At 65.6% G+C, this 23,893-nt stretch carries 22 protein-coding genes; 8 read left to right on the top strand and 14 right to left on the bottom strand.

Annotation, left to right across the window (positions count from 1 at the left end; translation table 11 throughout):
• The first annotated feature begins 12 nt into the window (after positions 1 to 12).
• Both rep and ACQ5BL_RS12310 read left to right on the top strand, forming a co-directional pair.
• On the top strand, positions 13 to 2,022 hold the full coding sequence (gene rep, locus ACQ5BL_RS12315; RefSeq protein ID WP_207886747.1) for a DNA helicase Rep: 2,010 nt from the start codon (positions 13 to 15) through the stop codon (positions 2,020 to 2,022).
• 285 nt (positions 2,023 to 2,307) lie between these two features.
• The gene (locus ACQ5BL_RS12310) at positions 2,308 to 2,883 is read left to right on the top strand and encodes a xanthine phosphoribosyltransferase (RefSeq protein ID WP_207886748.1); all 576 of its coding nucleotides are present in this window, start codon (positions 2,308 to 2,310) and stop codon (positions 2,881 to 2,883) included.
• Between the two features lie 133 nt (positions 2,884 to 3,016).
• On the opposite strand, the gene ACQ5BL_RS12305 is transcribed toward ACQ5BL_RS12310, so the two are convergent.
• The 9 genes from ACQ5BL_RS12305 to ACQ5BL_RS12265 all read right to left on the bottom strand — a co-directional run bounded on the left by ACQ5BL_RS12305 (position 3,017) and on the right by ACQ5BL_RS12265 (position 12,778).
• On the bottom strand, positions 3,017 to 4,858 hold the full coding sequence (locus tag ACQ5BL_RS12305) for an acetyl-CoA hydrolase/transferase C-terminal domain-containing protein (protein ID WP_430293179.1): 1,842 nt from the start codon (positions 4,856 to 4,858) through the stop codon (positions 3,017 to 3,019).
• A gap of 182 nt (positions 4,859 to 5,040) precedes the next feature.
• Complete coding sequence (locus ACQ5BL_RS12300; RefSeq protein ID WP_347881004.1) at positions 5,041 to 5,469, bottom strand: c-type cytochrome; 429 nt, start codon at positions 5,467 to 5,469, stop codon at positions 5,041 to 5,043.
• 172 nt (positions 5,470 to 5,641) lie between these two features.
• Positions 5,642 to 6,190 (bottom strand): cupin domain-containing protein, encoded by a 549-nt coding sequence (locus ACQ5BL_RS12295; protein WP_207886750.1) that lies wholly within the window; start codon positions 6,188 to 6,190, stop codon positions 5,642 to 5,644.
• Positions 6,191 to 6,495: 305 nt separating this feature from the next.
• A complete protein-coding gene (gene alr / locus ACQ5BL_RS12290; protein WP_243803908.1) occupies positions 6,496 to 7,575 on the bottom strand; it encodes an alanine racemase in 1,080 nt (359 codons plus the stop codon).
• 88 nt (positions 7,576 to 7,663) lie between these two features.
• A complete protein-coding gene (locus tag ACQ5BL_RS12285; RefSeq protein WP_243803906.1) occupies positions 7,664 to 8,017 on the bottom strand; it encodes a RidA family protein in 354 nt (117 codons plus the stop codon).
• Entirely contained in the window at positions 7,992 to 9,287 is a 1,296-nt protein-coding gene (gene dadA, locus ACQ5BL_RS12280; RefSeq protein WP_207886753.1) for a D-amino acid dehydrogenase, read from the bottom strand. The genes ACQ5BL_RS12285 and dadA overlap by 26 nt, the downstream gene beginning before the upstream one ends.
• Before the next feature lie 361 nt (positions 9,288 to 9,648).
• Positions 9,649 to 9,993: a YdbL family protein gene (locus tag ACQ5BL_RS12275; RefSeq protein ID WP_207886754.1), complete on the bottom strand. Its 345-nt coding sequence runs from the start codon at positions 9,991 to 9,993 to the stop codon at positions 9,649 to 9,651.
• A gap of 14 nt (positions 9,994 to 10,007) precedes the next feature.
• Entirely contained in the window at positions 10,008 to 10,199 is a 192-nt protein-coding gene (locus tag ACQ5BL_RS12270; protein WP_015479537.1) for a YnbE family lipoprotein, read from the bottom strand.
• A 17-nt stretch (positions 10,200 to 10,216) separates the two neighbouring features.
• Positions 10,217 to 12,778, bottom strand: coding sequence for an intermembrane phospholipid transport protein YdbH family protein (locus ACQ5BL_RS12265; protein ID WP_243803905.1), 2,562 nt, complete (start codon positions 12,776 to 12,778; stop codon positions 10,217 to 10,219).
• A gap of 169 nt (positions 12,779 to 12,947) precedes the next feature.
• Between ACQ5BL_RS12265 and dadR the strand changes: the two genes are divergently transcribed.
• From dadR to ACQ5BL_RS12250, 3 genes are all read left to right on the top strand, one after another.
• Positions 12,948 to 13,436: a transcriptional regulator DadR gene (gene dadR / locus ACQ5BL_RS12260; RefSeq protein ID WP_015479539.1), complete on the top strand. Its 489-nt coding sequence runs from the start codon at positions 12,948 to 12,950 to the stop codon at positions 13,434 to 13,436.
• Between the two features lie 147 nt (positions 13,437 to 13,583).
• The gene (locus tag ACQ5BL_RS12255; RefSeq protein WP_243803903.1) at positions 13,584 to 14,903 is read left to right on the top strand and encodes an NAD(P)/FAD-dependent oxidoreductase; all 1,320 of its coding nucleotides are present in this window, start codon (positions 13,584 to 13,586) and stop codon (positions 14,901 to 14,903) included.
• 68 nt (positions 14,904 to 14,971) lie between these two features.
• Positions 14,972 to 16,522 (top strand): phospholipase D family protein, encoded by a 1,551-nt coding sequence (locus tag ACQ5BL_RS12250; protein WP_243803902.1) that lies wholly within the window; start codon positions 14,972 to 14,974, stop codon positions 16,520 to 16,522.
• Positions 16,523 to 16,568: 46 nt separating this feature from the next.
• On the opposite strand, the gene ACQ5BL_RS12245 is transcribed toward ACQ5BL_RS12250, so the two are convergent.
• Both ACQ5BL_RS12245 and ACQ5BL_RS12240 read right to left on the bottom strand, forming a co-directional pair.
• On the bottom strand, positions 16,569 to 17,738 hold the full coding sequence (locus ACQ5BL_RS12245; RefSeq protein WP_207886758.1) for an MFS transporter: 1,170 nt from the start codon (positions 17,736 to 17,738) through the stop codon (positions 16,569 to 16,571).
• A gap of 198 nt (positions 17,739 to 17,936) precedes the next feature.
• Positions 17,937 to 19,430 (bottom strand): aldehyde dehydrogenase, encoded by a 1,494-nt coding sequence (locus tag ACQ5BL_RS12240; protein WP_207886759.1) that lies wholly within the window; start codon positions 19,428 to 19,430, stop codon positions 17,937 to 17,939.
• A gap of 303 nt (positions 19,431 to 19,733) precedes the next feature.
• Between ACQ5BL_RS12240 and ACQ5BL_RS12235 the strand changes: the two genes are divergently transcribed.
• Positions 19,734 to 20,096: a cupin domain-containing protein gene (locus ACQ5BL_RS12235; RefSeq protein WP_207886760.1), complete on the top strand. Its 363-nt coding sequence runs from the start codon at positions 19,734 to 19,736 to the stop codon at positions 20,094 to 20,096.
• Positions 20,097 to 20,220: 124 nt separating this feature from the next.
• On the opposite strand, the gene rpmG is transcribed toward ACQ5BL_RS12235, so the two are convergent.
• Complete coding sequence (gene rpmG, locus ACQ5BL_RS12230) at positions 20,221 to 20,376, bottom strand: 50S ribosomal protein L33 (RefSeq protein WP_017520721.1); 156 nt, start codon at positions 20,374 to 20,376, stop codon at positions 20,221 to 20,223.
• Positions 20,377 to 20,387: 11 nt separating this feature from the next.
• Positions 20,388 to 20,624 carry a 50S ribosomal protein L28 gene (gene rpmB / locus ACQ5BL_RS12225; protein WP_009614118.1) on the bottom strand — a complete coding sequence of 79 codons (237 nt, stop codon included), beginning with the start codon at positions 20,622 to 20,624 and terminating at the stop codon, positions 20,388 to 20,390.
• Positions 20,625 to 20,989: 365 nt separating this feature from the next.
• Between rpmB and ACQ5BL_RS12220 the strand changes: the two genes are divergently transcribed.
• On the top strand, positions 20,990 to 22,561 hold the full coding sequence (locus ACQ5BL_RS12220; RefSeq protein ID WP_243803900.1) for an ABC transporter substrate-binding protein: 1,572 nt from the start codon (positions 20,990 to 20,992) through the stop codon (positions 22,559 to 22,561).
• A gap of 95 nt (positions 22,562 to 22,656) precedes the next feature.
• On the top strand, positions 22,657 to 23,139 hold the full coding sequence (locus tag ACQ5BL_RS12215) for a hypothetical protein (protein ID WP_243803898.1): 483 nt from the start codon (positions 22,657 to 22,659) through the stop codon (positions 23,137 to 23,139).
• On the opposite strand, the gene radC is transcribed toward ACQ5BL_RS12215, so the two are convergent.
• Positions 23,113 to 23,787, bottom strand: a complete 675-nt coding sequence (gene radC, locus ACQ5BL_RS12210; protein ID WP_243803897.1) for a RadC family protein — start codon at positions 23,785 to 23,787, stop codon at positions 23,113 to 23,115. The two genes, ACQ5BL_RS12215 and radC, sit on opposite strands and share 27 nt — an antisense overlap.
• Positions 23,788 to 23,893: the final 106 nt, after the last annotated feature.

The following is a 23,893-nucleotide window of genomic DNA, read 5'->3' as shown; positions in this document are numbered from 1 at the left end:
ACCCCGCCCTTCATGTCCCGACTCAATCCCCGGCAGCAAGAGGCCGTGAACTACGTCGGCGGCCCGCTCCTGGTGCTGGCCGGCGCCGGCTCCGGCAAGACCAGCGTGATCACCCGCAAGATCGCCTACCTCGTGCAGCAGTGCGGCATCCGCGCCCAGTACATCGTCGCCGTGACCTTCACCAACAAGGCCGCCCGCGAGATGAAGGAGCGCGTCAGCACCCTGCTGCGCCCCGGCGAGGGCAAGGGCCTGACCGTCTCGACCTTCCACAACCTGGGCCTGAACATCATCCGCAAGGAACACGCGGCCCTGGGCTACAAGCCCGGCTTCTCGATCTTCGACGAGAGCGATGTGAAGGCGCTGATGACCGACATCATGCAGAAGGAATATTCCGGCGATGACGGTCTGGACGAGATCAAGAACCTGATCGGCGGCTGGAAAAACGATCTGATCCTTCCGGAAGAGGCGCTGGAAAAGGCGCGCAACCCCAAGGAACAGACCGCCGCGATGGTCTACCTGCATTACCAGCGCACGCTCAAGGCGTACAACGCGGTGGACTTCGACGACCTCATCCTGCAGCCGGTGAAGCTGTTCCAGGAGCACCCGGAGATCCTCGACAAGTGGCGCAACCGCGTGCGCTACATGCTGGTGGACGAATATCAGGACACCAACGCCAGCCAGTACCTGCTGGTGAAGATGCTGGTGCAGCAGCGCGCGCACTTCACCGTGGTGGGCGACGACGACCAGTCGATCTACGCCTGGCGCGGCGCGCGCCCGGAAAACCTGATGCAGCTCAAGGAAGACTTCCCCTCGCTGAAGGTGGTGATGCTGGAGCAGAACTACCGCTCCACCAGCCGCATCCTCAAATGCGCCAACATCCTCATCGCCAACAACCCCCATGTGTTCGAGAAGCAGCTGTGGAGCGAGATGGGCGAAGGCGACCCGATCCGGGTGATCCGTTGCCGCAACGAAGAAGCCGAGGCCGAGCGGGTGGCGATGGAAATCCTCACCATCCACCTGAAGACGCAGCGGCCCTACAGCGAATTCGCCATCCTCTACCGGGGCAACTATCAGGCGAAGCTGATCGAGCTGAAACTTCAGCACCACCAGATTCCCTATCACCTGTCAGGCGGCACCAGCTTCTTCGGACGCCAGGAAGTGAAGGACCTGATGTCCTACTTCCGCCTGCTGGTGAACCCGGACGATGACAACGCCTTCCTCCGGGTGATCAACGTGCCGCGCCGGGAAATCGGCTCCACCACCCTGGAGAAGCTCGGCAACTACGCCACCGAGCGCGGCTGCTCGATGTTCAATGCCATCGAGGAGATGGGCCTGTCCGAACGCCTGGACGCTCGCTACGTCGAGCGCCTGCAACGCTTCAAGCGTTTCATCGACAAGGTCCGCGAGCAGTGCGCCGGCAATGACCCGATCGGCGCGCTGCGCAGCATGGTGATGGACATCGACTACGAGAACTGGCTGCGGCAGAACGCGTCCAGCGACAAGGTCGCCGATTTCCGCATGGGCAACGTCTGGTTCCTCATCGACGCGCTGAAGAACACCCTGGAGCGCGACGAAGAAGGCGACATGACCATCGAGCAGGCCATCGCCAAGCTGGTGCTGCGCGACATGCTGGAGCGCCAGCAGGAAGAGGAAGAAGGCGCCGACGGCGTGCAGATGATGACCCTGCACGCCTCCAAGGGGCTGGAATTCCCCTACGTGTTCATTCTCGGCGTGGAAGAAGAAATCCTCCCGCACCGCTCCAGCATCGAAGCCGACACCATCGAGGAAGAGCGGCGTCTGGCCTATGTGGGCATCACCCGGGCGAAGAAGAACCTGGCCATGACCTTCGCCGCCAAGCGCAAGCAGTACGGCGAGATCATCGACTGCTCGCCCAGCCGCTTCCTCGACGAGCTGCCGCCCGAGGACCTGGTCTGGGAAGGCCAGGAAGACGCGCCGCAGGAGGTCAAGGTGGCCAAGGGCAATTCCGCGCTGGCGGACATCCGGGCGATGCTCAAGCGCTGAGCCAGGTTTTTCCTACGGCGGATAACCCGTTCCGGGTTATTCGCCCTACGTCTATTGCGGGCTTGGGCGTAGGAGCGGACTCCATCCGCGATTGTCACCCGGCGGCCACCGACCTACCGGCCGGATCGCGGATAAATCCGCTCCTACGTCGAGGTGTGCCTTTCCACCCATCGAAAAACTGTCCAATCGATCAGCAATTGCATTGGTCGGAACGTCGCGCAGAAGGCCACTGGCGTTGTAGAATTACGCGCTTCATCAGCGGCAGCCGCTCCGGAAGCAACCCCCGTGAACACTCTCAAAGACAAAATTCGCAGCGAAGGCATCGTTCTTTCCGAACAGGTCCTCAAGGTAGACGCCTTCCTCAACCACCAGATCGACCCGGCGCTGATGAAGCAGATCGGCCACGAGTTCGCCGAACGCTTCAAGAATCAGGGCATCACCAAGATCGTCACCATCGAAGCCTCGGGCATCGCTCCGGCGGTCATGGCCGGCCTCGAACTGGGCATCCCGGTGATCTTCGCCCGCAAGTTCCAGTCGCTGACGCTGAAGAACGACCTGCTGATCTCCAAGGTCTTCTCCTTCACCAAGCAGACCGAAAGCACCATCGCCATCTCCGCCAAGCACCTGACCGCCGCCGACCATGTGCTGGTAATCGATGACTTCCTCGCCAACGGCCACGCCGCCAAGGCGCTGATCGACCTGATCCAGCAGGCAGGCGCCAGCATCGCCGGCCTGGGCATCGTCATCGAGAAGTCCTTCCAGGAAGGCCGCGCCCTGCTGGAAAGCGAAGGCTACCGCGTCGAATCCCTGGCCCGGGTGAAGTCCCTGGCGAGCGGCAAGGTCGAGTTCCTCGAGGACTGATCGATCCACGCGCAAAAAAGGGCGGGCACCGAAAGGGCCCGCCTTTTTTCATGCCTGCGATGGGGTATCACCCTGTAGGAGCGGGCCATGCCCGCGATCGCGCGCATGGCGCGCTCCTACAGGGAGCGTCCCATCATGCGTCGGGCTCCCCGCTGGCCTTAAGCCCCGCCAGCACCAGCCGCTGATACAACTCCTCCCGCATCCCGTCCGGCTTCGCCAGCCCCATCCGCTCCAGATGCACCGGGAAGGCCTCGGGCTCCGGCGCATCGAGTGTCGCCTTGCCCAGCTCGAGGATTTCGCTCAGGCGCAGCTTGCTCTTCAACCAGCCCAGCGCCCGCAGCAGGTCGCGTTCCTCCGCGCTGAAGTCGCAGCCCAGCGGGAACTCCGGTAGCAGCCGACGCAGCCCGCGAGTCGCTTCGCGCAGGCGTTCCGGGGTGTTGTCGCGGTAGCGCGCGTCCAGCTCGAAATCCTCCGGCAGCTTGCCGGCGTCCTTCGCCTGGGCGATCAGCCCGTCCTGGAAGCGCGAGTCGGCGATGGACAGCATCGCCGCGATCACCTCGGCGTCGCTCTTGCCGCGCAGGTCGGCAATACCGTACTCGGTCACCACCATGTCGCGCAGGTGACGCGGGATGGTGGTGTGGCCATAGCTCCAGACGATGTTGGAGCTCAGCTCACCCTCGGACTCGCGCCAGCTGCGCAGCATCAGGATGGAACGTCCGCCCTCCAGCTCATGGGCCTGGGCGACGAAGTTGTACTGTCCGCCAACGCCGCTGAGCACCCGGCCGTCTTCCAGCTGGTCGGCCACACCGGCGCCCAGCAGGGTGACGGTGAAGGCGCTGTTGATGAAGCGCGCATCGCGGCGCTGCTCGCGCTTGAGCGCCTCGTCGCGGTACAGGTTGTTGACGAAGCCGATGCCGGTCATGCCGATGCCTGCCCGTTCTTCATGGGGCATCTCGCGCAGGCGCCGGTAGAACGCCTGCGGCCCGAGGAAGAAACCGCCATGCAGCCACACGCCCGGCTCGCTCGGTGCGGCGCCGGGCCGTGCGGCCACCCGCCGTTTGAGCACACCGGCCTCGGCCAGCGCCAGCAGGCCGGGCACGAACATTTCGCTGCAGCCGTACAGGCCCTTGGCGAAGGTGTCGGTGCCGCCATCCCGCTCGATCAGCCCAGCGTGCCGTGCGCTGGCGTCGATGCGCTCCAGCAGTTCGCGGTACGCGGTGTTATCACGCTGGCGGGTGAGCAGTGCCGAAGTGAGCGCGTCGCCCATCGCGCCGATGCCGATCTGCAGGGTGCCACCGTCGCGCACCAGGGTGCTGGCGTGCAGGCCGATGCAGTGATCCTGCAATCCCACCGGCAGGTTGGGTGTGGAGAACAGTGTGCTGCTGTCACCCGGCGCATCGACCAGCAGGTCGAAGACGTCCTCGTCCACTTCGGCGTCGCCGGGCATGTAGGGCAGTTGGTCGTGGACCACGCCGATGGTGACGATGGTCTCGACCGCCGCGCGTCGGCGCTGCAGCATCGGCAGCAGGTCGAGGGTGATGTCCGGGTTGCAGGCCAGGCTCAGCTTGCCCGGCCGCGACGGATCACGGGCCACCAGCTGGGCGATGGCATTGACGCCCTTGGCGTTGATGTCCCGCGCGACGTGGCTGTAGTTGCAGCTGATGTAGTTCTGCTGCGCCGGTGCGCTGTCAAGCAGGCTGCCGGGCTGCAGGTAGAACTCCTCGACACGGATGTTCTCCGGCAGCGAGCCGTTGCGCAGATCGTGCAGGTAGTCCAGTTCGGGGTAGTCGCCGTAGATGCGCTCGACGAAGGGCTCGAGGAAGCGCCGCTGCAATTCGCCGCCGGCCAGCGGGCGGCCCAGGGACAGCGCGGTATAGAGCGTCAGCTGCCGGCGCGGGGTCTCGCGGATGTGCCGGTACAGTGCATTGGCCAACTGGTTGGGCTTGCCCAGGCCCAGGGGCAGACCGAGGCGGATGTGCCCATCCAGGCGCTGGAGCAGTTGTTCGACGGCGCTATCGAGTGAGCAGGATTGCACGGGATTTCCCTCCTGATTCGTCCACGACAGGAGTTTGGACCCTGTTTCGTCACGCAGTGCTCCGGCAAATCGCAGGCATGAAAAAGCCGCCCGGAGGCGGCTTTTTCGGCACAGGTCGGCGATTACAGGCCGGACATGTGGCGAATCGCGGCTTTCAGCTCGTCATCGGTGCAGTCAGCGCAAGTGCCCTTCGGCGGCATGGCGTTGATGCCGGAGATGGCCTTGGCCAGCAGGCCGTCGAGGCCGCCCTGCTCTTTCGCGCGCTTGCCCCAGTCAGCCTTGTCGCCCACTTTCGGCGAGCCCAGCAGGCCGGTGCCGTGGCAGTTGGTGCAGACCTTGCCGACGATCTCTTCGCCCGAACGCGGAGCACCGCCGCCACCGGCCGAAGCCACGGCGCCAACGCCCGCGCATTCCTGACCCTGTACGCAGACTTTCCCCACTGGCTCGAGACGCTTGGCAATGGCGTCATCGTTGGTCGCGGCCTGAGCGCTTACTGCCCACAGGGCCAGCACGGCAGCTTGAGCTACCAGCATTTTTTTAATCAGGTTCACCCTTTCACCCTCATCGTGGCTTATCACGCCCGGTCGCGGTGCAGTCACAGTCTCGGGCCGCGCGAGCGGGCGCAAGTATAACGGCAAAGCCCGCTAGCTCGAAACAATTGCTCCACCTTGCCGGGTCTTGCGGCATTAGGTCGCAGCTGGTCTGGCCGGTCCTACCGGCTGTTCAAAAATTTGCCGGTGTGGTGGCGCTGATCAGCCGCGCCGGAGCATCGAACGGATTGCGGAAGCGGTGGGGCTTGGTGCTGTCGAAATAGTAGCTGTCGCCACGTTCGAGCACGAAGGTCTCGTCACCGACGGTCAGCTCCAGTCGGCCTTCGACCAGCACGCCGGTCTCTTCGCCTTCGTGGGCGTACATGTCGTCGCCGGTGTCGGAGCCTGGCGGATAGGTCTCGTCGAGGAGGGTGATGGCGCGGCTGGGATAGTCCTTGCCGACCAGCTTCATGATGATCGAGCCGCTGGACAGGTCGCTGAGTTCGTCTGCCTTGTAGACCACCGGGGTGTTGCTGTTCTGCTCCAGGTCCAGGGAGAAGAACTCGACCAGAGACATCGGAATACCACCCAGCACTTTCTTCAGCGAGCTGATGGAGGGGCTGACGCTGTTCTTCTCGATCATCGAGATCGTGCTGTTGGTCACACCCGCCCGTTTGGCGAGTTCGCGCTGGGACAAACCTTTGAGCTTACGGATGGCTTGCAGACGAGCACCGACGTCCAAGGGCTGGGTCCTCCTTATTTTTGTGTTCAGGCAGGCTCACGACCCTGCTCATGATCTGCTGCGCGTCGGCATAACTGCGTTGAAAGCGCCCTCGGGATGCTCATTTACAAAAGTAAATTCCGCTCCCTCGGCCGCTTTCGCCTTGTTCTGCTCTAGCTCACGAGATCATAAACAGGCTCTGAAAGGCAGAACCCGCCAACGGCTTGAGCCGAGCGGGTTCCAAGTGCCACGTATCATGGCAACACCGTTCAGTATTTACAACAGATCGGCTGTCGATCCTGCGCAAACTTTACGGACGGTCTCCGTCACTCGCCGCTATAGACCCGCGGCACGCGCTTGAGGTTGCAGAACAGCTGGTAGGGAATGCTGCCGCAGAGTGCGGCGAGCTCGCTGGCGGGAACGTTCGGCCCCCAGAGTTCGACGCGGCTGCCCAGGCCGGCAGTCGGCAGGTCGGTCAGATCGACGGTGAGCATGTCCATGGAGACGCGGCCGATGATGCGGCTGGGCTTGCCATCGATGAACACCGGGGTGCCGTCCGGCGCATGGCGCGGATAGCCGTCGGCGTAACCCATGGCGACCACGCCGACACGCACCGGGCGGTCGGCGATGAAACGCGCGCCGTAGCCCACCGGCTCGCCGGCCGGCAGTTCGCGGATGCTGATGACCTTGGATTCCAGGGTCATCACCGGGCGCAGCTGGTCGGCCAGCGGGTGCGCCTGTTCGAACGGGGTGGCGCCATAGAGCATGATGCCGGGGCGTACCCAGTCGCTGGGCACCTCGGACCAGCCGAGGATGCCGGGGGAGTTGCGCAGGCTGACTTCATGGCCCTGGCCAGCGGCTTCGCGCACGGCCTGGAAGGCGGCAACCTGCTCTTCGGTGCGCGGGCAGTCCAGTTCGTCGGCGCGGGCGAAGTGGCTCATCAGCACGACCTTGGCCACGTGCGGCAGCGCCTTCAGGCGCGCCAGGGCGGCGGCGTAGTCCTGCGGGAAGAAGCCGACGCGGTGCATGCCCGAGTCCATCTTCAGCCATACAGTCAGCGGCTTGCCCGGGCGGGCGCGCTCGATGGCTTCCAGTTGCCAGGCCGAGTGCACCACGCACCAGAAATCATGCGCCTCGATCAGCTCCAGCTCGCTGGCTTCGAAGAAGCCTTCCAGCAGCAGGATCGGCGCGCGGATGCCGGCTTCGCGCAGTTCCAGTGCCTCTTCGATGCAGGCCACGGCGAAACCGTCGGCCTCGCCTTCCAGCGCGCGGGCGCAGACCACCGCGCCATGACCGTAGGCATCGGCCTTGACCACCGCCAGCGCTCGGGCGCCGCTGACTTCACGGGCCAGGCGGTAGTTGTGGCGCAGGGCGGCAAGATCGATCAGGGCACGGGCGGGACGCATGGCGAGACTCTCTTTTTAGGTTGAAACGAGACGCGGATAAAGCGAGCGAAAAAAACCCGGCGCTACGGCCGGGCCACGCAAAAAACAATCAGGGCAGTGCGGCGACGATGGAGATCTCGACGAGGATCTCCGGGTAGCACAGCGCCGCCTGGACGGTGGCGCGGGCCGGGGCGCAGCCCTGCGGGACCCACTGGTCCCAGACGCCGTTCATGCCGGCGAAGTCGGCGGCGACGTCCTTCAGGTAGATGGTTGCCGAAAGGATCCGCGATTTGTCGGTGCCGGCTTCATCGAGCAGGCGCTCGATGCTGGCCAGGACTTCGCGGGTCTGCTGTTCGACGCCGGCGGAGAGATCGTCTGCCACCTGGCCGGCGAGGTACACCGTGCCGTTGTGGGTGACGATCTGGCTCATCCGCTGGTTAGTGTGCAGGCGCAGGATGGCCATTCTGAGCCTCCGAGGCAGAGCCGTAGCGGGAGATGTCCAGACCTTCAGTGCTGATCTGCGGGCGCTTCTTCGCCATCAGGTCGGCGAGGTAGCGGCCCGAGCCGCAAGCCATGGTCCAGCCGAGGGTGCCGTGGCCAGTGTTGAGGAACAGGTTGCGGTAGCGGGTGGCGCCGACGATCGGGGTGCCATCCGGGGTCGCCGGGCGCAGGCCGGTCCAGAACTCGGCCTTGCTGACGTCGCCGCCTTCCGGGTACAGGTCGGTGGTGATCATTTCCAGGGTGGCGCGGCGACGCGGGTTCAGCGACAGGTCGAAGCCGGCGATTTCCGCCATGCCACCGACGCGGATGCGCTGGTCGAAACGGGTGATCGCGACCTTGTAGGTCTCGTCGAGGATGGTCGAGGTCGGCGCCATGTCCGGGTTGGTGATCGGCACGGTCAGCGAGTAACCCTTGAGCGGGTAGACCGGGGCGTCGATGCCCAGCGGCTTGAGCATCTGCGGCGAGTAGCTGCCCAGCGCCAGCACGTAGCGGTCGGCGGTGACCAGTTGGCCATCGACCCACACGCCGTTGATGCGGTCACCGGCGAAGTCCAGGCGCTGGATGTCCTGGCCGAAGCGGAATTCCACGCCCAGGGCCTTGGCCATCTCGGCCAGCTTGGTGGTGAACATCTGGCAGTCGCCGGTCTGGTCGTTCGGCAGGCGCAGGGCGCCGACCAGCTTGTCGGCTACCTTGGCCAGGGCCGGCTCGACGCGGGCGATGCCGGCGCGGTCGAGCACTTCATAGGGAACGCCGGTGCTTTCCAGCACTGCGATGTCCTTGGCGGCGGAGTCCAGCTGGGCCTGGGTGCGGAACAGCTGGGTGGTGCCCAGGGAGCGGCCTTCGTAGGAAATGCCGGTCTCGGCGCGCAGTTCGTCGAGGCAGTCGCGGCTGTACTCGGACAGGCGAACCATGCGCTCCTTGTTCACCGCGTAGCTCTTGGCGTTGCAGTTGCGCAGCATCTGCCACATCCAGGTGTACTGGCTCGGGTCGCCGGTCAGCTTGATGGCCAGGGGTGCGTGGGTCTGCATCAGCCACTTCATGGCCTTGAGCGGAATGCCCGGGGCGGCCCAGGGCGAGGCATAGCCAGGGGAGACCTGGCCGGCGTTGGCGAAGCTGGTTTCCAGGGCCGGGCCAGGCTGACGGTCGACCACGACCACTTCGAAGCCGGCACGGGCGAGATAGTAAGCACTGGCGGTACCGATCACACCGCTGCCAAGCACCAGAACACGCATTCTTGCCTCCTACGCCGTATCAGGGACACGGACGTTTTTTATTCTGAACGTAGATGCGGGCAGTATAGGAAGGCAGCCTCAGAAATATTCACTATTTAAAAGTGTCTATTTGACGAAAAATCCTGGCAAAACGCCCTTTAGCGGAGGGACATCCACCAGAATTAGGGCATTTTCGCCCTAGACCGAACGGTCGAGGATCTGGCGAAAATTTCACCAGAACAGGAAGAAATATCGAACGGATGTCGATCTACCAGAACTTCTCTCGCCAGGCATCCTGCCGGCACGATTTACCTGCCTCCGGCGGCCACTCCCCTGCGCCCCGCCGCGAACGCCGGAGCACAGGGAAATTCCCTTGGAATGCCTACTTGCGCACCCACTGGCCGTTGACCTGCACGTACTGCCCGGACGGCGTACGCTCGATGGCCTTCTTGCCGGCCAGGGCCTCCACGTCCTTCAGCGTGGCGCCACTCTGGCTGGCGACCTTCTGGTATTCGGCGCGGCGCGCGGCGTTGATCTGCGCGGCGATGTCGGCGGCCTGGCCACCGTTGCTGACCACGCCCAGGTAGCCGTCGGCCTGCTCGCCGACCAGTCCCTGGGACTTGGCGCCGCCCAGGGCGGACATGGCCTGCTCCAGGCTCATCGCCATGACCGGCAGGCTCAGGCAGAGGGCGACCAGCGCGGCGCCCAGTTTGCGGTGCAATCTCATGAAAAGGCTCCTTCTCAGAACAGTCCGCTGTTCTCGTTGATGATGCCGTCGAGCGCCTTGTCGACCTTGATATAGATCTCGTGCTCGATCTTCACGTTGAGGTTGATGTTGATCGGCTCCTTGGGCGCGGCCAGTTGCACGGTGGGTGTGCAGCCCTGGGCGAGGCCCGCCAGGAGCAGGAAGGGAAGTAAGGCGCGGAGGCGCATCGGGGTTCTCCTTGCGGTCATGGCGCGGCGGCCGGGTCATTGCGCAGGCGTTCCTGCACGCGCTTGCGGATGGTGTCGCTGACCCGGTCGCTCAGTTGCAGGCTGGTGAGCAGCTTGGGCACGTTCTCCTCCAGGTTGACGTTGAGGTTGATCGGCCGGCCCTGCTCCAGCTCGGGATTGCGCCCGCTCAGGCTCAGGGCGAGCAGCAGCTTGCCGGTGTCATCATAATCCACCGAGCTGGACAGCTTGTCGTAGCGGAAATCGTCTATGGCGGTCGCCAGCAGCTGCATGGCCGGATTGCTCTGCCCCAGCGAGCGGATCTTTTCCGAGCGGAACTGCAACACGCCCGGCTCGCGCGCGGCGACCTGCCCACCGTGAATATTCAGCTTTCCCTTCTCCAGGCGCAGCGGCAGCGTGCCGTCGATGGTTCCGGTGCCGGTCAGCCCTTCGGCCGGATAGGCCTTGAGGACCGCCTCCAGCGACAGGCCTTCCAGTCTGAGCATCTGACTCTGGCCGGGTGCGGAAAGATCCACCGCCCCCGCCGGCAACCAGGCGCGCCCATTGAACAGCGTCAGCTCGGCCTGCTGCCAGTCCACGCGGCCGGCCAGGGGCGCATCCAGCGAGGCCTTGTAGCTGCCCTGCAAGGACAGCGGCCCCAGGGTCACGCCGGGATTGAGCCCGGCGACCTTCAGTTGCGGCACTTGCAGCGCCAGCTGCGAGCCGTTCAGGCCGAACTTCGCCTGCAGGTCCAGCCCGTGGACTTCGCTGCGGTCGTAGACGCCCTCCAGCCCCTGTCCGCGCAGGTTCAGGTCAAGGCTCTGCGGTGCGCTGCCGGGCGGCAGGCGCCAGTTCAAGTCCAGGCTCGCCTTGCCGTTGTTCAGGCTGAGCAGCGGCGGCCAGTCGGCCAGGGACTTCTCCAGCGGGTTGCCGGTACGCAGGAAGAACTCCGGCAGGCGTGCCCCCAGGCTCAGGCCCTTGCCGGCAGCATTGTTCAGCTCGACCGTGGCATTCAGGCCGCCGCCGTTCTGCAGCTGGCCCTTGAACTGCTGGGCATCGAGGCTGACGGACAGCTCGCCGTTCGCGCTCCAGGTCAGCGGCTTGAGGTGTGCCTGGCGCAATTCGCCCAGCGCCAGTTGCTGCGGCGCCGTCAGTTGCAGGTTGAGCGGCGCGCCAGCGGGATAGGCCAGATTGAGAGCCCCCTTGCCGAGTGTGGCATTGAGCTTGCTGACCTTGAGTCCCTGCGGCCCATTCAGGGTGCCGACTTGCAGTTTCGCGCCAGCGGCGAAGGCCAGGGTCGCCGCCTGGTCGTCCGCACGGCCGTCGAAACGCAGATCGATGCGGCTGTTATCCGCCCGCAAGCCAGGCAGCTCCACGTGCGGGACAGTGCCCTCCAATCGCGCGTCGTTCAATTGCAGCGCCAGCGGGATCGTCTCCAGCAGCGCCACCCGCGAGCGCAGGCGCAGGTCGGCGGCGCCCACGGCACGCAGGTCGGCGCGCACACTGCCGGCCTCGTCGTCCACGCCGGGCTCCAGGTGCAACGTCAGGCGCGCCGGGCGCAGGCCGACCGGCAGCGCCTGCAGCCAGTCGCCGTAGAGATCGGACAGGCGCAGGTCGCCGCCGACCACCGAGGGGCGCCAACCCAGCGCACTGCCATTGGCGACCAGCCGCAGATCGCCCTGCAGGTTGCCCAGGCCGGGCAGCGGCCAGGGCTGGGAGAGTTGCAGGGCAAGATCGACGCTGCCCCGCCCATCGCGCAGCCCCGGCCAGTCCGGCCACGCCGCATCGCCGGCCAGCGTGGCGTCCCAGACCAGGCGCAGGCGTCCGGCCTCGGGGATCGGCAGCGGCAGGTCCGGGGTGGGCAGCCACATGCCGAACCAGTTGCGCACCGCCTGGATCGGCGGCACCGCGGGGCTGGCCAGGGTTCCGGTCAACTGGCGATTGGCCGGTGTCCAGCTCGATTCGAGGGACAACAGCGGCTGGTTGTCCAGGTAGCTGTCCAGTTGCAGCCGCCACTGCCCGTCACCGGGCTGCAGCAGTCCGTTGAAGGCGAGTTGCTGGCCCCTCTGGCGCAACTCCCCACCCAGCGCGGCGGCGCCACCTTGCAATTGTTCCCAATGCGCGCTGCCGTTCAGCGTGCAGCGCTGCTCGCGGGCACAGGGCAGTTCGACGCTCACCCGCTCCAGCGCCAGGCGACCGGGCAGTAGCGCCAGCCAGCGCGCCAGTTGCTCCGGCGCAGGCAATGCACCGCCCCCTGCTGCGCCCACCTCCGGCCACTGCCGGACATCGACGGTTTCGGCGGACACTTCCGCCAAGCACCAGCGACCGTCTGCATATTGCGGCCAGCCCACTCGCAGGCTTTCCAGGCGCACCGCGAGGCGTCCGCCCTCCGGGGTCTGTCGCTGCACTGCAAGGTGCTCCAGCAGGAGCCCCGCGCGGGAAACGCCCAGGCCCTGCCACTGCTCGATGCTCACGCCCGCGCCGGCCAGCAACCGGGGCACGGCCAGCCACAGCCCGCCCGCAGCCAGCGCCAGGATCAGCAACAGCAGAAGAAGGACAGTGCGCAGGCGCGGTAGCGACATGCCGGGCTCCGGGAAAGGCGTCTGGCTCCGGACCTTGCGGCGGGAGCATGGGTGTACAGGCTGGCCAACGGCCGGCGGAAGTTCAAGCGCTGCCAGTGATATTCCCTGCGCAACCGACTATATTGCCGACATTCCCCCAAAGCCGACGCTCGCCGTCCGAGTTACTCCGATGAGAACCCAGCACCAAAGCCGCCGCGAACTGGACAAGATCGACCGCAACATCCTGCGCATCCTGCAGGAGGAAGGCCGGATCTCCTTCACCGAACTGGGCGAGCGGGTCGGCCTGTCCACCACGCCCTGCACCGAGCGGGTGCGACGGCTGGAGCGTGAGGGGATCATCATGGGCTACAACGCCCGCCTCAACCCGCAGTACCTCAAGGCCAGCCTGCTGGTGTTCGTCGAGATCAGCCTGGACTACAAGTCCGGCGACACCTTCGAGGACTTCCGCCGCTCGGTGCTCAAGCTGCCCCACGTGCTGGAATGCCATCTCGTCTCGGGCCACTTCGACTACCTGGTCAAGGCACGTATCTCGGAAATGGCCTCCTACCGCAAGCTGCTGGGCGACATCCTGCTCAAGCTGCCGCACGTGCGCGAATCCAAGAGCTACATCGTCATGGAAGAAGTAAAAGAAAGTCTGACTTTGCCCATCCCGGATTGAGAGCGGATTGAATTCCGCTTGATCGCCGCAACCTGCCGGACTTTTACAACTTTCGGCTTCTTTTTACGGCTCCAGCTATTGGCGTGGCGGGAAGTCGGCGTTTATCCTGCGTAAAATTTTAACAACACAAAAATCAGGATATCGCACATGAACGCCCGCGTTCACCAGCCGGTGCACACCGACCATCATGCCCCTTCCTATTACGCCGCGAGCGTCAACCGACGCCTCGAAGTGCCGCCCCTGGCCGGCGAGGAGAAGGCCGACGTGTGCATCATCGGTGGCGGCTTCTCCGGGCTGAACACCGCCATCGAGCTGGCCGAGCGCGGCCTCTCGGTGGTGCTGCTGGAAGCCCACCGGATCGGCTGGGGCGCCAGCGGGCGCAACGGCGGGCAACTGATCCGCGGTGTCGGCCACGGCGTCGAGCAGTTCGAGCCGGTGATCGGCGCCGAGGGCGTGCGCCAACTCAAGCTGATGGGCCTGGAAGCGGTGGAAATCGTTCGTCGCCGCGTCGAGCAGTACGGCATCGACTGCGACCTGACCTGGGGCTACTGCGACCTGGCCAACAAGCCTTCCGACGTCGAAGGCTTCCAGGAAGATTTCGACGAACTGAAAAGCCTGGGCTACCGCCACGAGCTGCGCATGGTGCCCAAAGAGCAGATGCGCTCCATCGTCGGTACCGACCTCTACGTTGGCGGCATGGTCGACATGGGCTCCGGCCACCTGCACCCGCTCAACCTCGCCCTGGGCGAGGCCGCCATGGCGCAGAGCCTGGGCGCACGCCTGTTCGAGAACTCGAAGGTGATCTCGGTCGACTACGGTCGTGAAGTCTGCGTGCGCACCGCCGGCGGCAGCGTGCGCGCCAAGACCCTGGTAATCGCCTGCAACGCCTACCAGAACGGCCTGAACCCCTATCTCGACGGCAAGGTTCTGCCCGCCGGCAGCTACGTGATCGCCACCGAGCCGCTGTCCGCCGAGCAGGCCAGCGCCCTACTGCCGCAGAACATGGCGGTGTGCGACCAGCGCGTGGCCCTGGATTACTACCGCCTCTCCGCCGACAACCGCCTGCTGTTCGGCGGCGCCTGCCACTATTCCGGCCGCGACCCAGCGGACATCGCCGCCTACATGCGGCCGAAGATGCTCAAGGTATTCCCGCACCTGGCCAACGTGCGCATCGACTACCAGTGGGGCGGCATGATCGGCATCGGCGCCAACCGCCTGCCGCAGATCGGCCGCCTGCCCGACCAGCCCAACGTGTACTTCGCCCAGGCCTATGCCGGCCACGGAGTGAACGCCACGCACCTGGCCGGCCGGCTGCTCGCCGAGGCCATCGCCGGCCAGCACAGCAACGGCTTCGAGCTGTTCGCCAAGGTGCCGCACATCACCTTCCCCGGCGGCAGGCTGCTGCGCTCGCCACTGCTGGCCATGGGCATGGCCTGGTACCGCTTCAAGGAAGCGCTCTCCAGCTGACCGTCCGCGCCGGGCAACGGCTAGAATCTCCGGCAGTCCGCCCTGGGCGGCCTGTCGGAGACCCTTTCTTGCTTTCACGCCTGTTGCTGCTGGCATTGCTGGTACTTGGCGGCTGCGCCAGCACGCCGCCCACACCGTCGCACACCCTCCCCGCGCAAGGCACCGCGCTGGACAGCGCCGTGCGCGAGCGCGCCGTCGCCCACCCGGGGCAATCCGGCTTCCACCTGCTGGCCTCGAGCATCGACGCCTTCCTCGCCCGCGCCGAGCTGATCCGCAAGGCCCAGCGCAGCCTCGACATCCAGTACTACATCGTCCACGACGGCCTCACCACCCGCGCGCTGATCCGCGAGCTCCTGCATGCCGCCGACCGGGGCGTGCGCGTGCGCGTGCTGATCGACGACACCAGCAGCGACGGCTGGGACTACGAGCTGGGCACCCTCGCCGCCCACCCGAACATCCAGATCCGCCTGTTCAACCCGCTGCACCTGGGCCGCAGCACCGGCTTCACCCGCAACGTGGGGCGCCTGCTCAACCTCTCCGAGCAACACCGGCGCATGCACAACAAGCTGTGGCTGGCGGACGACAGCGTGGCCATCGTCGGCGGTCGGAACCTGGGGGATGAGTACTTCGACGCCAAGGCCGAGATGAACTTCAGCGACCTCGACCTGCTCGGCGTCGGTCCCGTCGCCCAGTCCCTCGGAATGAGCTTCGACCAGTACTGGAACAGCGCCCTGAGCCGCCCCATCGACGACTACTTGTGGGACAAGCCGGACAAGAGCGAGCTGGACCGCATGCGGCGCCGGATCGACCGCTACCTGGCGCGTGCCAAGGTCAAACGCTCGGGCTATGTCGCGCGGCTCAACCGCAACAGCAACCGACCGCACCTGGACAACTGGCTGGACGACCTGGTGTGGGCACCGGCCCGCGCGATATGGGACGACCCGCTGAAAGTGCTCAACCAGGACGAGCCCAGGCCCGGCCAGATGCTGAGCACCCAGCTCGCGCCGCTGTTCGACGGGGTTTCCCATGAGCTGATCCTGGTCTCGGCGTATTTCGTACCCACCCGCGCCGGACTCGATTATCTGACCCAGCGCGCCGACCAGGGCGTCAGCGTGCGCCTGCTGACCAATTCGCTGGAAGCCACCGACGTGCCCGCCGTGCACGCCGGCTATGCGCCGTATCGCATGGCCCTGCTGGAACACGGTGTGAAGCTCTACGAGCTGCGCGCCGAACCGGACCAGCGCATCGACGGCGCGCCCTGGATGGTGCGCGGCTCCAGCAGCGCCAGCCTGCACAGCAAGGCGGCGGTGTTCGACCGCCAGCGGGTGTTCGTCGGCTCGCTGAACTTCGATCCGCGCTCGGTGCTGTGGAACACCGAGGTCGGGGTCATCGTCGACAGCCCGGAGCTGGCCGAACAGGTGCGCAGCCTGGCGCTGGCCGGCATGTCGCCGAACGTCAGCTACCAGGTGGAGATCGACCGCAGCGGCAGCAAGCCGCGACTGGTCTGGATCAACGAGCGTGACGGCCAGCGCCATACGCGGCACCACGAGCCCGGCAGCCCGTGGCGTCGCTTCAATGCCTGGCTCGCCGGCGCCATCGGGCTGGAGAAGATGCTGTAGCGGCCTGTTGGGTTGATTCAGTGAATCCCATCAACCGCACAGGCCACTAGGAGCGCTCCTGCTGCAGCTCGGCGTCGGTCGTCTGCATCACCGGCGGCAAGCCACGGTAGGACACCAGCACGACGAAGCCCGCCGCCCCCAGCGCCATTACCATCGGCAGTGCATGGCCGCTGATCCATTGGCTCGCAGCCCCCGTGGTCAGCGGCCCGATCAGGCAGCCGATGCCCCAGAGCTGGGCGATGTGGGCGTTGGCGCGAACCAGGGCGTCGTCCCGGTAACGCTCGCCGATGAGGATCAGCGACAAGGTGAACAGCCCGCCCGCACTGGCGCCGAACAGCACCAGCACCGGCCAGATCGCCGGGCTGTGCAACAGCAGCGGAATGCCCAGGCTGCTCGCCAGCAACACCGAGCCGCAGCCCTTGAACAAGGTCTGCCGGGAGATACGGTCGGCCAGCCAGCCGATCGGCAACTGCAGCAAGGCATCGCCGATGACCACGGTGCTGACCATCGCCAGCGCCACCGCCTGGGTGAAGCCCTGTTGCACGCCGTAGACCGGCAGCAGGGTGAGGATCATCGCTTCGAAGCCGGCGAACAGCACCACCGCCCAGGCGATGGCCGGCAGCTTGGCGCAGAAGGCGAACAGCCCGCGCCCGGAAGCGCTGTGCGGATCGACCTTGGGCGCGCCGCCACGGCCCAGCAGAAGCAGGGAGCCGCCGATGAGCAGGCACACGGCGAACCAGAAGCCGCGGTCGTCATCGGTGCCGATGAAGGTCAGCAGCACCGGGCCGGACAGCTGGCTCAGCGCATAGCCGGTGCCATACAGGGCGACCAGGCGACCGCGCCATTTCTCGATCGCCAGCTGGTTGATCCAGCTCTCGCCGAGGATGAAGACCACGGTCAGTTGCACACCGATCAGCAGGCGCAGCACCAGCCACACTGGATAGTTCTGCAGCAGCGCCAGCAGGCCGACCGAGAAGGCTCCCGAAATCAGGCACAGCTGCATCACCCGCCGCGTACCCAGGCGCGCCGCGAGCCGGCCGGCGATCACCGCGCCCAGCAGCACGCCGGCCGCAGGCGTTGCCGCCATCACACCGATGGCAAAGCTGCCATAACCCCAGCCATCCAGGCGCAGCGATACCAATGGCATGGTCAGGCCGAGGGCCAGGCCGATGCTGATGACCGACAGGCAGACGGCAGAATAAGCACCCCAACGCATTGTCTTTCTCCTGTTCCATCCGGAGCGCACTCCGGGCTGATGACGAAGCCCGATGCGCAATGCAAAAGCGGCCGGGCTTCCCTAGGGAAACCCGGCCGCAGGTTTGGCTCTTGTCAGAGCGGCCCCAAACGGAGCCGACCTGGCCAGGCCTGGATCAATAAGGTCGTTACGGAGGGAGCGATGCCCTCCGAACCTCCCTTAGAGTTTGATCCAGGTGGCCTTGAGTTCAGTGTACTTGTCGAACGCGTGCAGCGACTTGTCGCGGCCGTTGCCGGACTGCTTGAAGCCACCGAACGGCGCGGTCATGTCGCCGCCGTCGTACTGGTTCACCCACACGCTGCCGGCGCGCAGCGCCTTGGCGGTCAGGTGGGCCTTGGACAGGTCGCTGGTCCACACCGCGGCGGCCAGGCCGTACGGAGTGTCGTTGGCAATGCGCACGGCTTCTTCGGCATCGCTGAACTCGATGACAGACAGCACCGGGCCGAAGATTTCTTCACGGGCGATGCGCATGGCGTTGGTCACGCCGTCGAAGATGGTCGGCTCGACGTAGGTGCCGCCGGTCTCTTCCAGGGTGCGCTTGCCGCCGGCCACCAGCTTAGCGCCGTCGTCGTGGCCCGCCTGGATGTAGCTCAGCACGTTGTTCATCTGGGTGGTGTCGACCAGCGCACCGACGTTGGTTTCCGGGTCCAGCGGGTTGCCCGGCTTCCAGGCCTTGATGGCTTCGACCACCAGCGGCACGAACTCGGCCTTGATCGACTTCTCCACCAGCAGGCGCGAGCCGGCGGTGCAGACTTCGCCCTGGTTGAAGGCGATGGCGCTGGCGGCGGCTTCGGCAGCGGCTTTCAGGTCCGGCGCGTCAGCGAAGACGATGTTCGGGCTCTTGCCGCCGGCTTCCAGCCAGACGCGCTTCATGTTGGATTCGCCGGCGTAGACCATCAGCTGCTTGGCGATCTTGGTCGAACCGGTGAACACCAGGGTATCGACGTCCATGTGCAGGGCCAGGGCCTTGCCCACGGTGTGGCCGAAGCCCGGCAGGACGTTGAACACGCCTTTCGGGATGCCGGCCTCGATGGCCAGCTGGGCGATGCGGATGCCGGTCAGCGGGGACTTCTCGGACGGCTTCAAGATCACCGAGTTACCGGTGGACAGCGCCGGGCCGAGTTTCCAGCAGGTCATCAGCAGGGGGAAGTTCCACGGCACGATGGCGGCGACGACGCCGACCGGCTCGCGGGTGACCAGGCCCAGTTCGTTGTGCGGAGTGGCGGCGACTTCGTCGTAGATCTTGTCGATCGCTTCACCGCTCCAGCGCAGGCTGTTGGCGGCGCTGTTCACGTCGATGCTCAGCGAGTCGCTGATCGGCTTGCCCATGTCCAGGGTTTCCAGCAGGGCCAGCTCGTGGGCGTTCGCCAGCAGCAGCTCGGAGAAGCGGATCATCACTTTCTTGCGCTGGGCCGGGGCCAGGCGCGACCACACACCGGACTCGAAGGTGGCACGGGCGACCTGCACGGCACGCTCGGCATCGGCGAGGTCGCAACTGGCGACCTTGGCCAGGAAGCGGCCATCCACGGGGCTGATGCAATCGAAGGTGGCGCCGGATACGGCGTCGACGTATTCACCGTTGACGAAGGCGCGGCCTTCGATCTTCAGATCCTTGGCGCGAGCTTCCCAATCGGCGCGAGTGAGGGTACCCATGACAACGTGTCCTCTTATTAATGTACTTATCTAAGGTCCAGGCGCCCGGTGCGGGCGCGCTGTCAAATATTCCGCAAGGTGGAGCAAATGCATGCTGTCCGCCACCCTAAACCGGAGGGCGGTAATTTTCAATATTTTTTACACTAGGCGGCAAAACAGCCTTGTCACGTTCGTTTTATTAAACATAGACTCCCCCTGATCGGTGCCCGAAGCTCATCCGCAGCCAGCGCCGAACGAAATATCCAACGGCGCCCCGCGTGCAGGCGCCCCGCTCGCCAACAACACACAAGAATCGAGACCGTCATGAAAGTCGATCAGATCGTCGATTTCGCCCAGGCCACCACCGCCCCGGAACACTACCGCCCCGCCCCGGACCGCATCATCAAGGGCGATCCGGCGCAGAACGTGCGCAACCACTACGCCAGCCCCTGCGGCCAGTTCAACGTGGGTATCTGGGAAGGCGAGCCGGGCCACTGGAACGTCAGCTACACCGAGCACGAATACTGCGAGATTCTCCAGGGCGTGTCGGTGATCCGCGACGCCGACGGCGGCGCCAAGACCGTGCGCGTGGGCGACCGCTTCGTGATCCCGGCCGGCTTCAGCGGCACCTGGGAAGTGCTGGAACCCTGCCGCAAGGTCTATGTGATCTTCGAGCAGAAGGCCTGATCGGCCCGATGTGAAAAAGCCCGCCAATCGGCGGGCTTTTTTGTGCCCGCAGCGGTGCGGGGCAAACAGCGGGCAAGAAAAAACCCGCCACGAGGGCGGGTTTCTTCACAAGGGCGAAGATCAATTACTTGATCTTGGCTTCCTTGTAGATTACGTGCTTGCGAACAACCGGATCGTATTTCTTGATCTCGATTTTCTCAGGCTTGGTACGCTTGTTCTTGTCGGTGGTGTAGAAGTGGCCGGTACCGGCGCTGGACACCAGACGGATCAGTTCGCGCATGACGGTGCTCCTTAGAATTTTTCGCCGCGGGCGCGCAGGTCGTTCAGAACGGCCTCGATGCCACGCTTGTCGATGATACGCATGCCTTTGGCGGAAACGCGCAGACGCACGAAGCGCTTCTCGGATTCAACCCAGAAACGGTGGTGCTGCAGGTTCGGCAGGAAACGGCGGCGGGTTTTGTTGTGTGCGTGGGAAATGTTGTTCCCGGTAACCGGACCCTTACCGGTCACTTGGCAAACTCTCGACATGGCTCAGCCCTCTGTAAACCACATGCCAAACCCGGCATGGGTTGGCTGCTTAACTCAATTGGATTCTCAGTTTCACCGGGGTCTTAACTGCCGCTTCGCCGCGATCGGGTCGCAGGATCAGAGCAGGGCCCCAGAAAAGAGCGCAGCTTTATATCAGAAAGTCACTTTGCGCTGCAAGGGAAAGCATGACTCGGAAAACCTGACGCCGGCCCCCGTGGGGCGTGGCACCCGTGCCGTTCGTCGCCTGTCATCGTTGTGACAGCCGGCGGGTTGGTCTAGGGTAGCTCCTTCGAGGTTGCCAACAGCCTTGCATGACCTGCCCAGCCTCGCGGATGGGTATCTTGCCAGCTCACACGGAGTCCGTCATGCGTCTCGCCCTTCTCGCCCTCCTTCTTTCCCCCGCCCTCGCCAGCGCCGCCTCGCTGAGCGTGTGCACCGAAGCCAGCCCCGAAGGTTTCGACGTGGTCCAGTACAACTCGCTGACCACCACCAACGCCTCGGCCGACGTGCTGATGAACCGCCTGGTGGACTTCGACGCCCGCCGTGGCGAACTGGTGCCGAGCCTCGCCGAGCGCTGGACGGTCTCCGCCGACGGCCTGACTTACGACTTCCAGCTGCGCGAAGCGGTGAAGTTCCACCACACCGATTACTTCAAGCCCAGCCGCGCACTCGACGCCGACGACGTGGTGTTCAGCTTCCAGCGCATGCTCGACCCCGCGCAGCCCTGGCACAAGGTGGCGCAGAGCGGCTTCCCCCACGCCCAGTCGATGCAGCTGCCGAGCCTGGTCAAGGCCGTGGAGAAGGTCGACGCCCACCACGTGCGCTTCCGCCTGAACCATCCCGACGCCACCTTCCTGCCGATGCTGAGCATGGGCTTCGCCTCCATCTATTCCGCCGAGTACGCCGACCAGCTGATGAAGGCCGGCACCCCGGAGAAGCTCAACGCTCAGCCGATCGGCACCGGCCCCTTCGTCTTCAAGCGCTTCCAGAAGGACGCCGTGGTGCGCTACGCCGCCAACGCCGAGTACTTCGGCGGCAAGCCGGCTGTGGATAACCTGGTGTTCGCTATCACTCCGGACGCCGCCGTGCGCATCCAGAAGCTCAAGCAGGGCGAATGCCAGATCGCCCTGTCGCCCAAGCCGGTGGACGTGGAAGCCGCGGCGAAGAATGCCGACCTGAAGATCGAGCAGACCCCGGCCTTCATGACCGCCTTCGTCGGCATCAACAGCCAGCACGCACCGCTGGACAACCCCAAGGTGCGCCAGGCAATCAACCTGGCCTTCGACAAGCGCAGCTACCTGCAGGCGGTCTTCGCCGGCAGCGCGACCGAAGCCGACGGCGTCTACCCGCCGAACACCTGGAGCTATGCCAAGGACATCCCCGGCTACCCGCACGACCCGGCCAAGGCCCGTGCGCTGCTGGCCGAGGCCGGACTGAAGGACGGTTTCAAGACCACCATCTGGACCCGCCCCTCCGGCAGCCTGCTCAACCCCAACCCCAGCACCGGCGCGCAGCTGCTGCAGTCGGACCTGACGAAGGTCGGCATCCAGGCAGAGATTCGCGTCATCGAATGGGGCGAGCTGATCCGCCGCGCCAAGGCCGGCGAGCATGACCTGCTGTTCATGGGCTGGGCCGGCGACAACGGCGACCCGGACAACTTCCTCACCCCGCAATTCTCCTGCGCCAGCGTCAAGTCCGGGCTCAACTTCGCCCGCTACTGCGACGAGAAACTGGACGGCCTGATCAGCCAGGGCAAGGCGGTGGCCGACCAGGCCAAGCGCAGCGAGCTCTATCACCAGGCGCAGCAGATCATCCACGAGCAGGCGCTGTGGCTGCCGCTGGCCCACCCGACCGCCTCGGCCATCACCCGCAAGGAGGTAAAGGGCTATGCAGTGAGCCCGTTCGGCCGCCAGGACTACTCCAAGGTGCAGCTCTGAGCGGCGAACTGCTTGAAAGACTGCTGCCGGAGTTCCAGTTCTCCGAGCGGCACTCGCTGACCATGCGGGCTTCGCCCGGACAGGTGCTGGACGCCGTGAGCCAGCTCACCGCCGAGCACGACCCGCTGGTACAGCGTTTCCTGCAGATCCGCGAGGCGCCGGCGCGGCTCGCGCTGCGCCTGGGGCTGCGTAATGCGCTGGCGGATCGCCCGCGTTTCGGCCTGCATGAGTTCACCCTGCTGGGTCGCCACGCCGACCAGGAAATCGCCTACGGGCTGGTCGGGCGCTTCTGGCTCAGCGATTTCGGCCTGCGCCCGTGTGCCGACGGCGAAGACTTCCGACGCTTCGCCGAGCCCGGCACGGCCAGGCTGATGCTGCACTTCTCCTGCGAGCCAGCCGACCGGGACGGCTATACCCAGGTTCGAACGGAAACCCGCGTGCACTGCCCGGACCGCAGCAGCCGCCTGCTGTTCACCCCCTACTGGCTGGCCATCCGCCCGGTCAGCGGCTTGATCCGCCGGCGCCTGCTGCGCGACATCCAGCGGCGCGTCTCAGAGCATTCCCAGCTCAGCCATTGATTGCGGCTCGCCATCGCCGACGATGAAGTGATCGAGCACGCGCACGTCGATCAGCGCCAGCGCATCGACAATGCGCCGGGTCAGCAGGCGGTCGGACTGGCTCGGCTCGGCGATCCCTGAGGGATGGTTGTGCGTGAGGATCAGTGCCGCGGCATTGTGCGCCAGCGCGCGCTTGACGATCTGCCGGGGATAGACGCTGGCGCTGTCGATGGAGCCGTGGAACAGCACCTCGAAGCTCAGCACCCGGTGCCGGTTGTCCATGAACAGGCAGGCGAACACCTCGTGGGGCTCGTGGCGCAGCCGTGCCTTGAGGAAGTCACGGACCGCCTGCGGGCTTTCCAGCGCCGAGTCGCGGCTCAGCTGCTCGGCGAGGTGGCGCCGGGCAATCTCCAGCACGGCCTGCAACTGCACGAACTTGGCGACCCCCAGCCCCAGGTGACTGCAGAAGGATTCCAGGTCGGCCTCCAGCAGTGCACGCAGGCTGCCGAATTCGCCCAGCAGCCGTCGCGCCAGGTCGACTGCGCTGCAACCGGCCACACCGGTGCGCAGGAAGATGGCCAGCAGTTCGGCGTCGCTCAGGCTCGCCGCACCTCGTTCGAGGAGTTTTTCCCGCGGGCGCTCCGCCGCGGGCCAATCACGAATGCTCACAGGACCTCCCAGTCACGCGGGCCCGCTGTTCCCCTGCGGGCGCTGTGCTATCTTAGCCCCCTCGCTTCGCGCAGCCGGGGGCCTGGGGAGGCGTCGCCGGCTTAAG

Source organism: Pseudomonas sp. B1-22 (assembly GCF_050474425.1).
In the GTDB taxonomy this organism is placed as follows: Bacteria; Pseudomonadota; Gammaproteobacteria; order Pseudomonadales; family Pseudomonadaceae; genus Pseudomonas.
The sequence above is the reverse complement of the archived record's forward strand: the minus strand, read 5'-3'. Positions and strand labels throughout refer to the sequence as shown.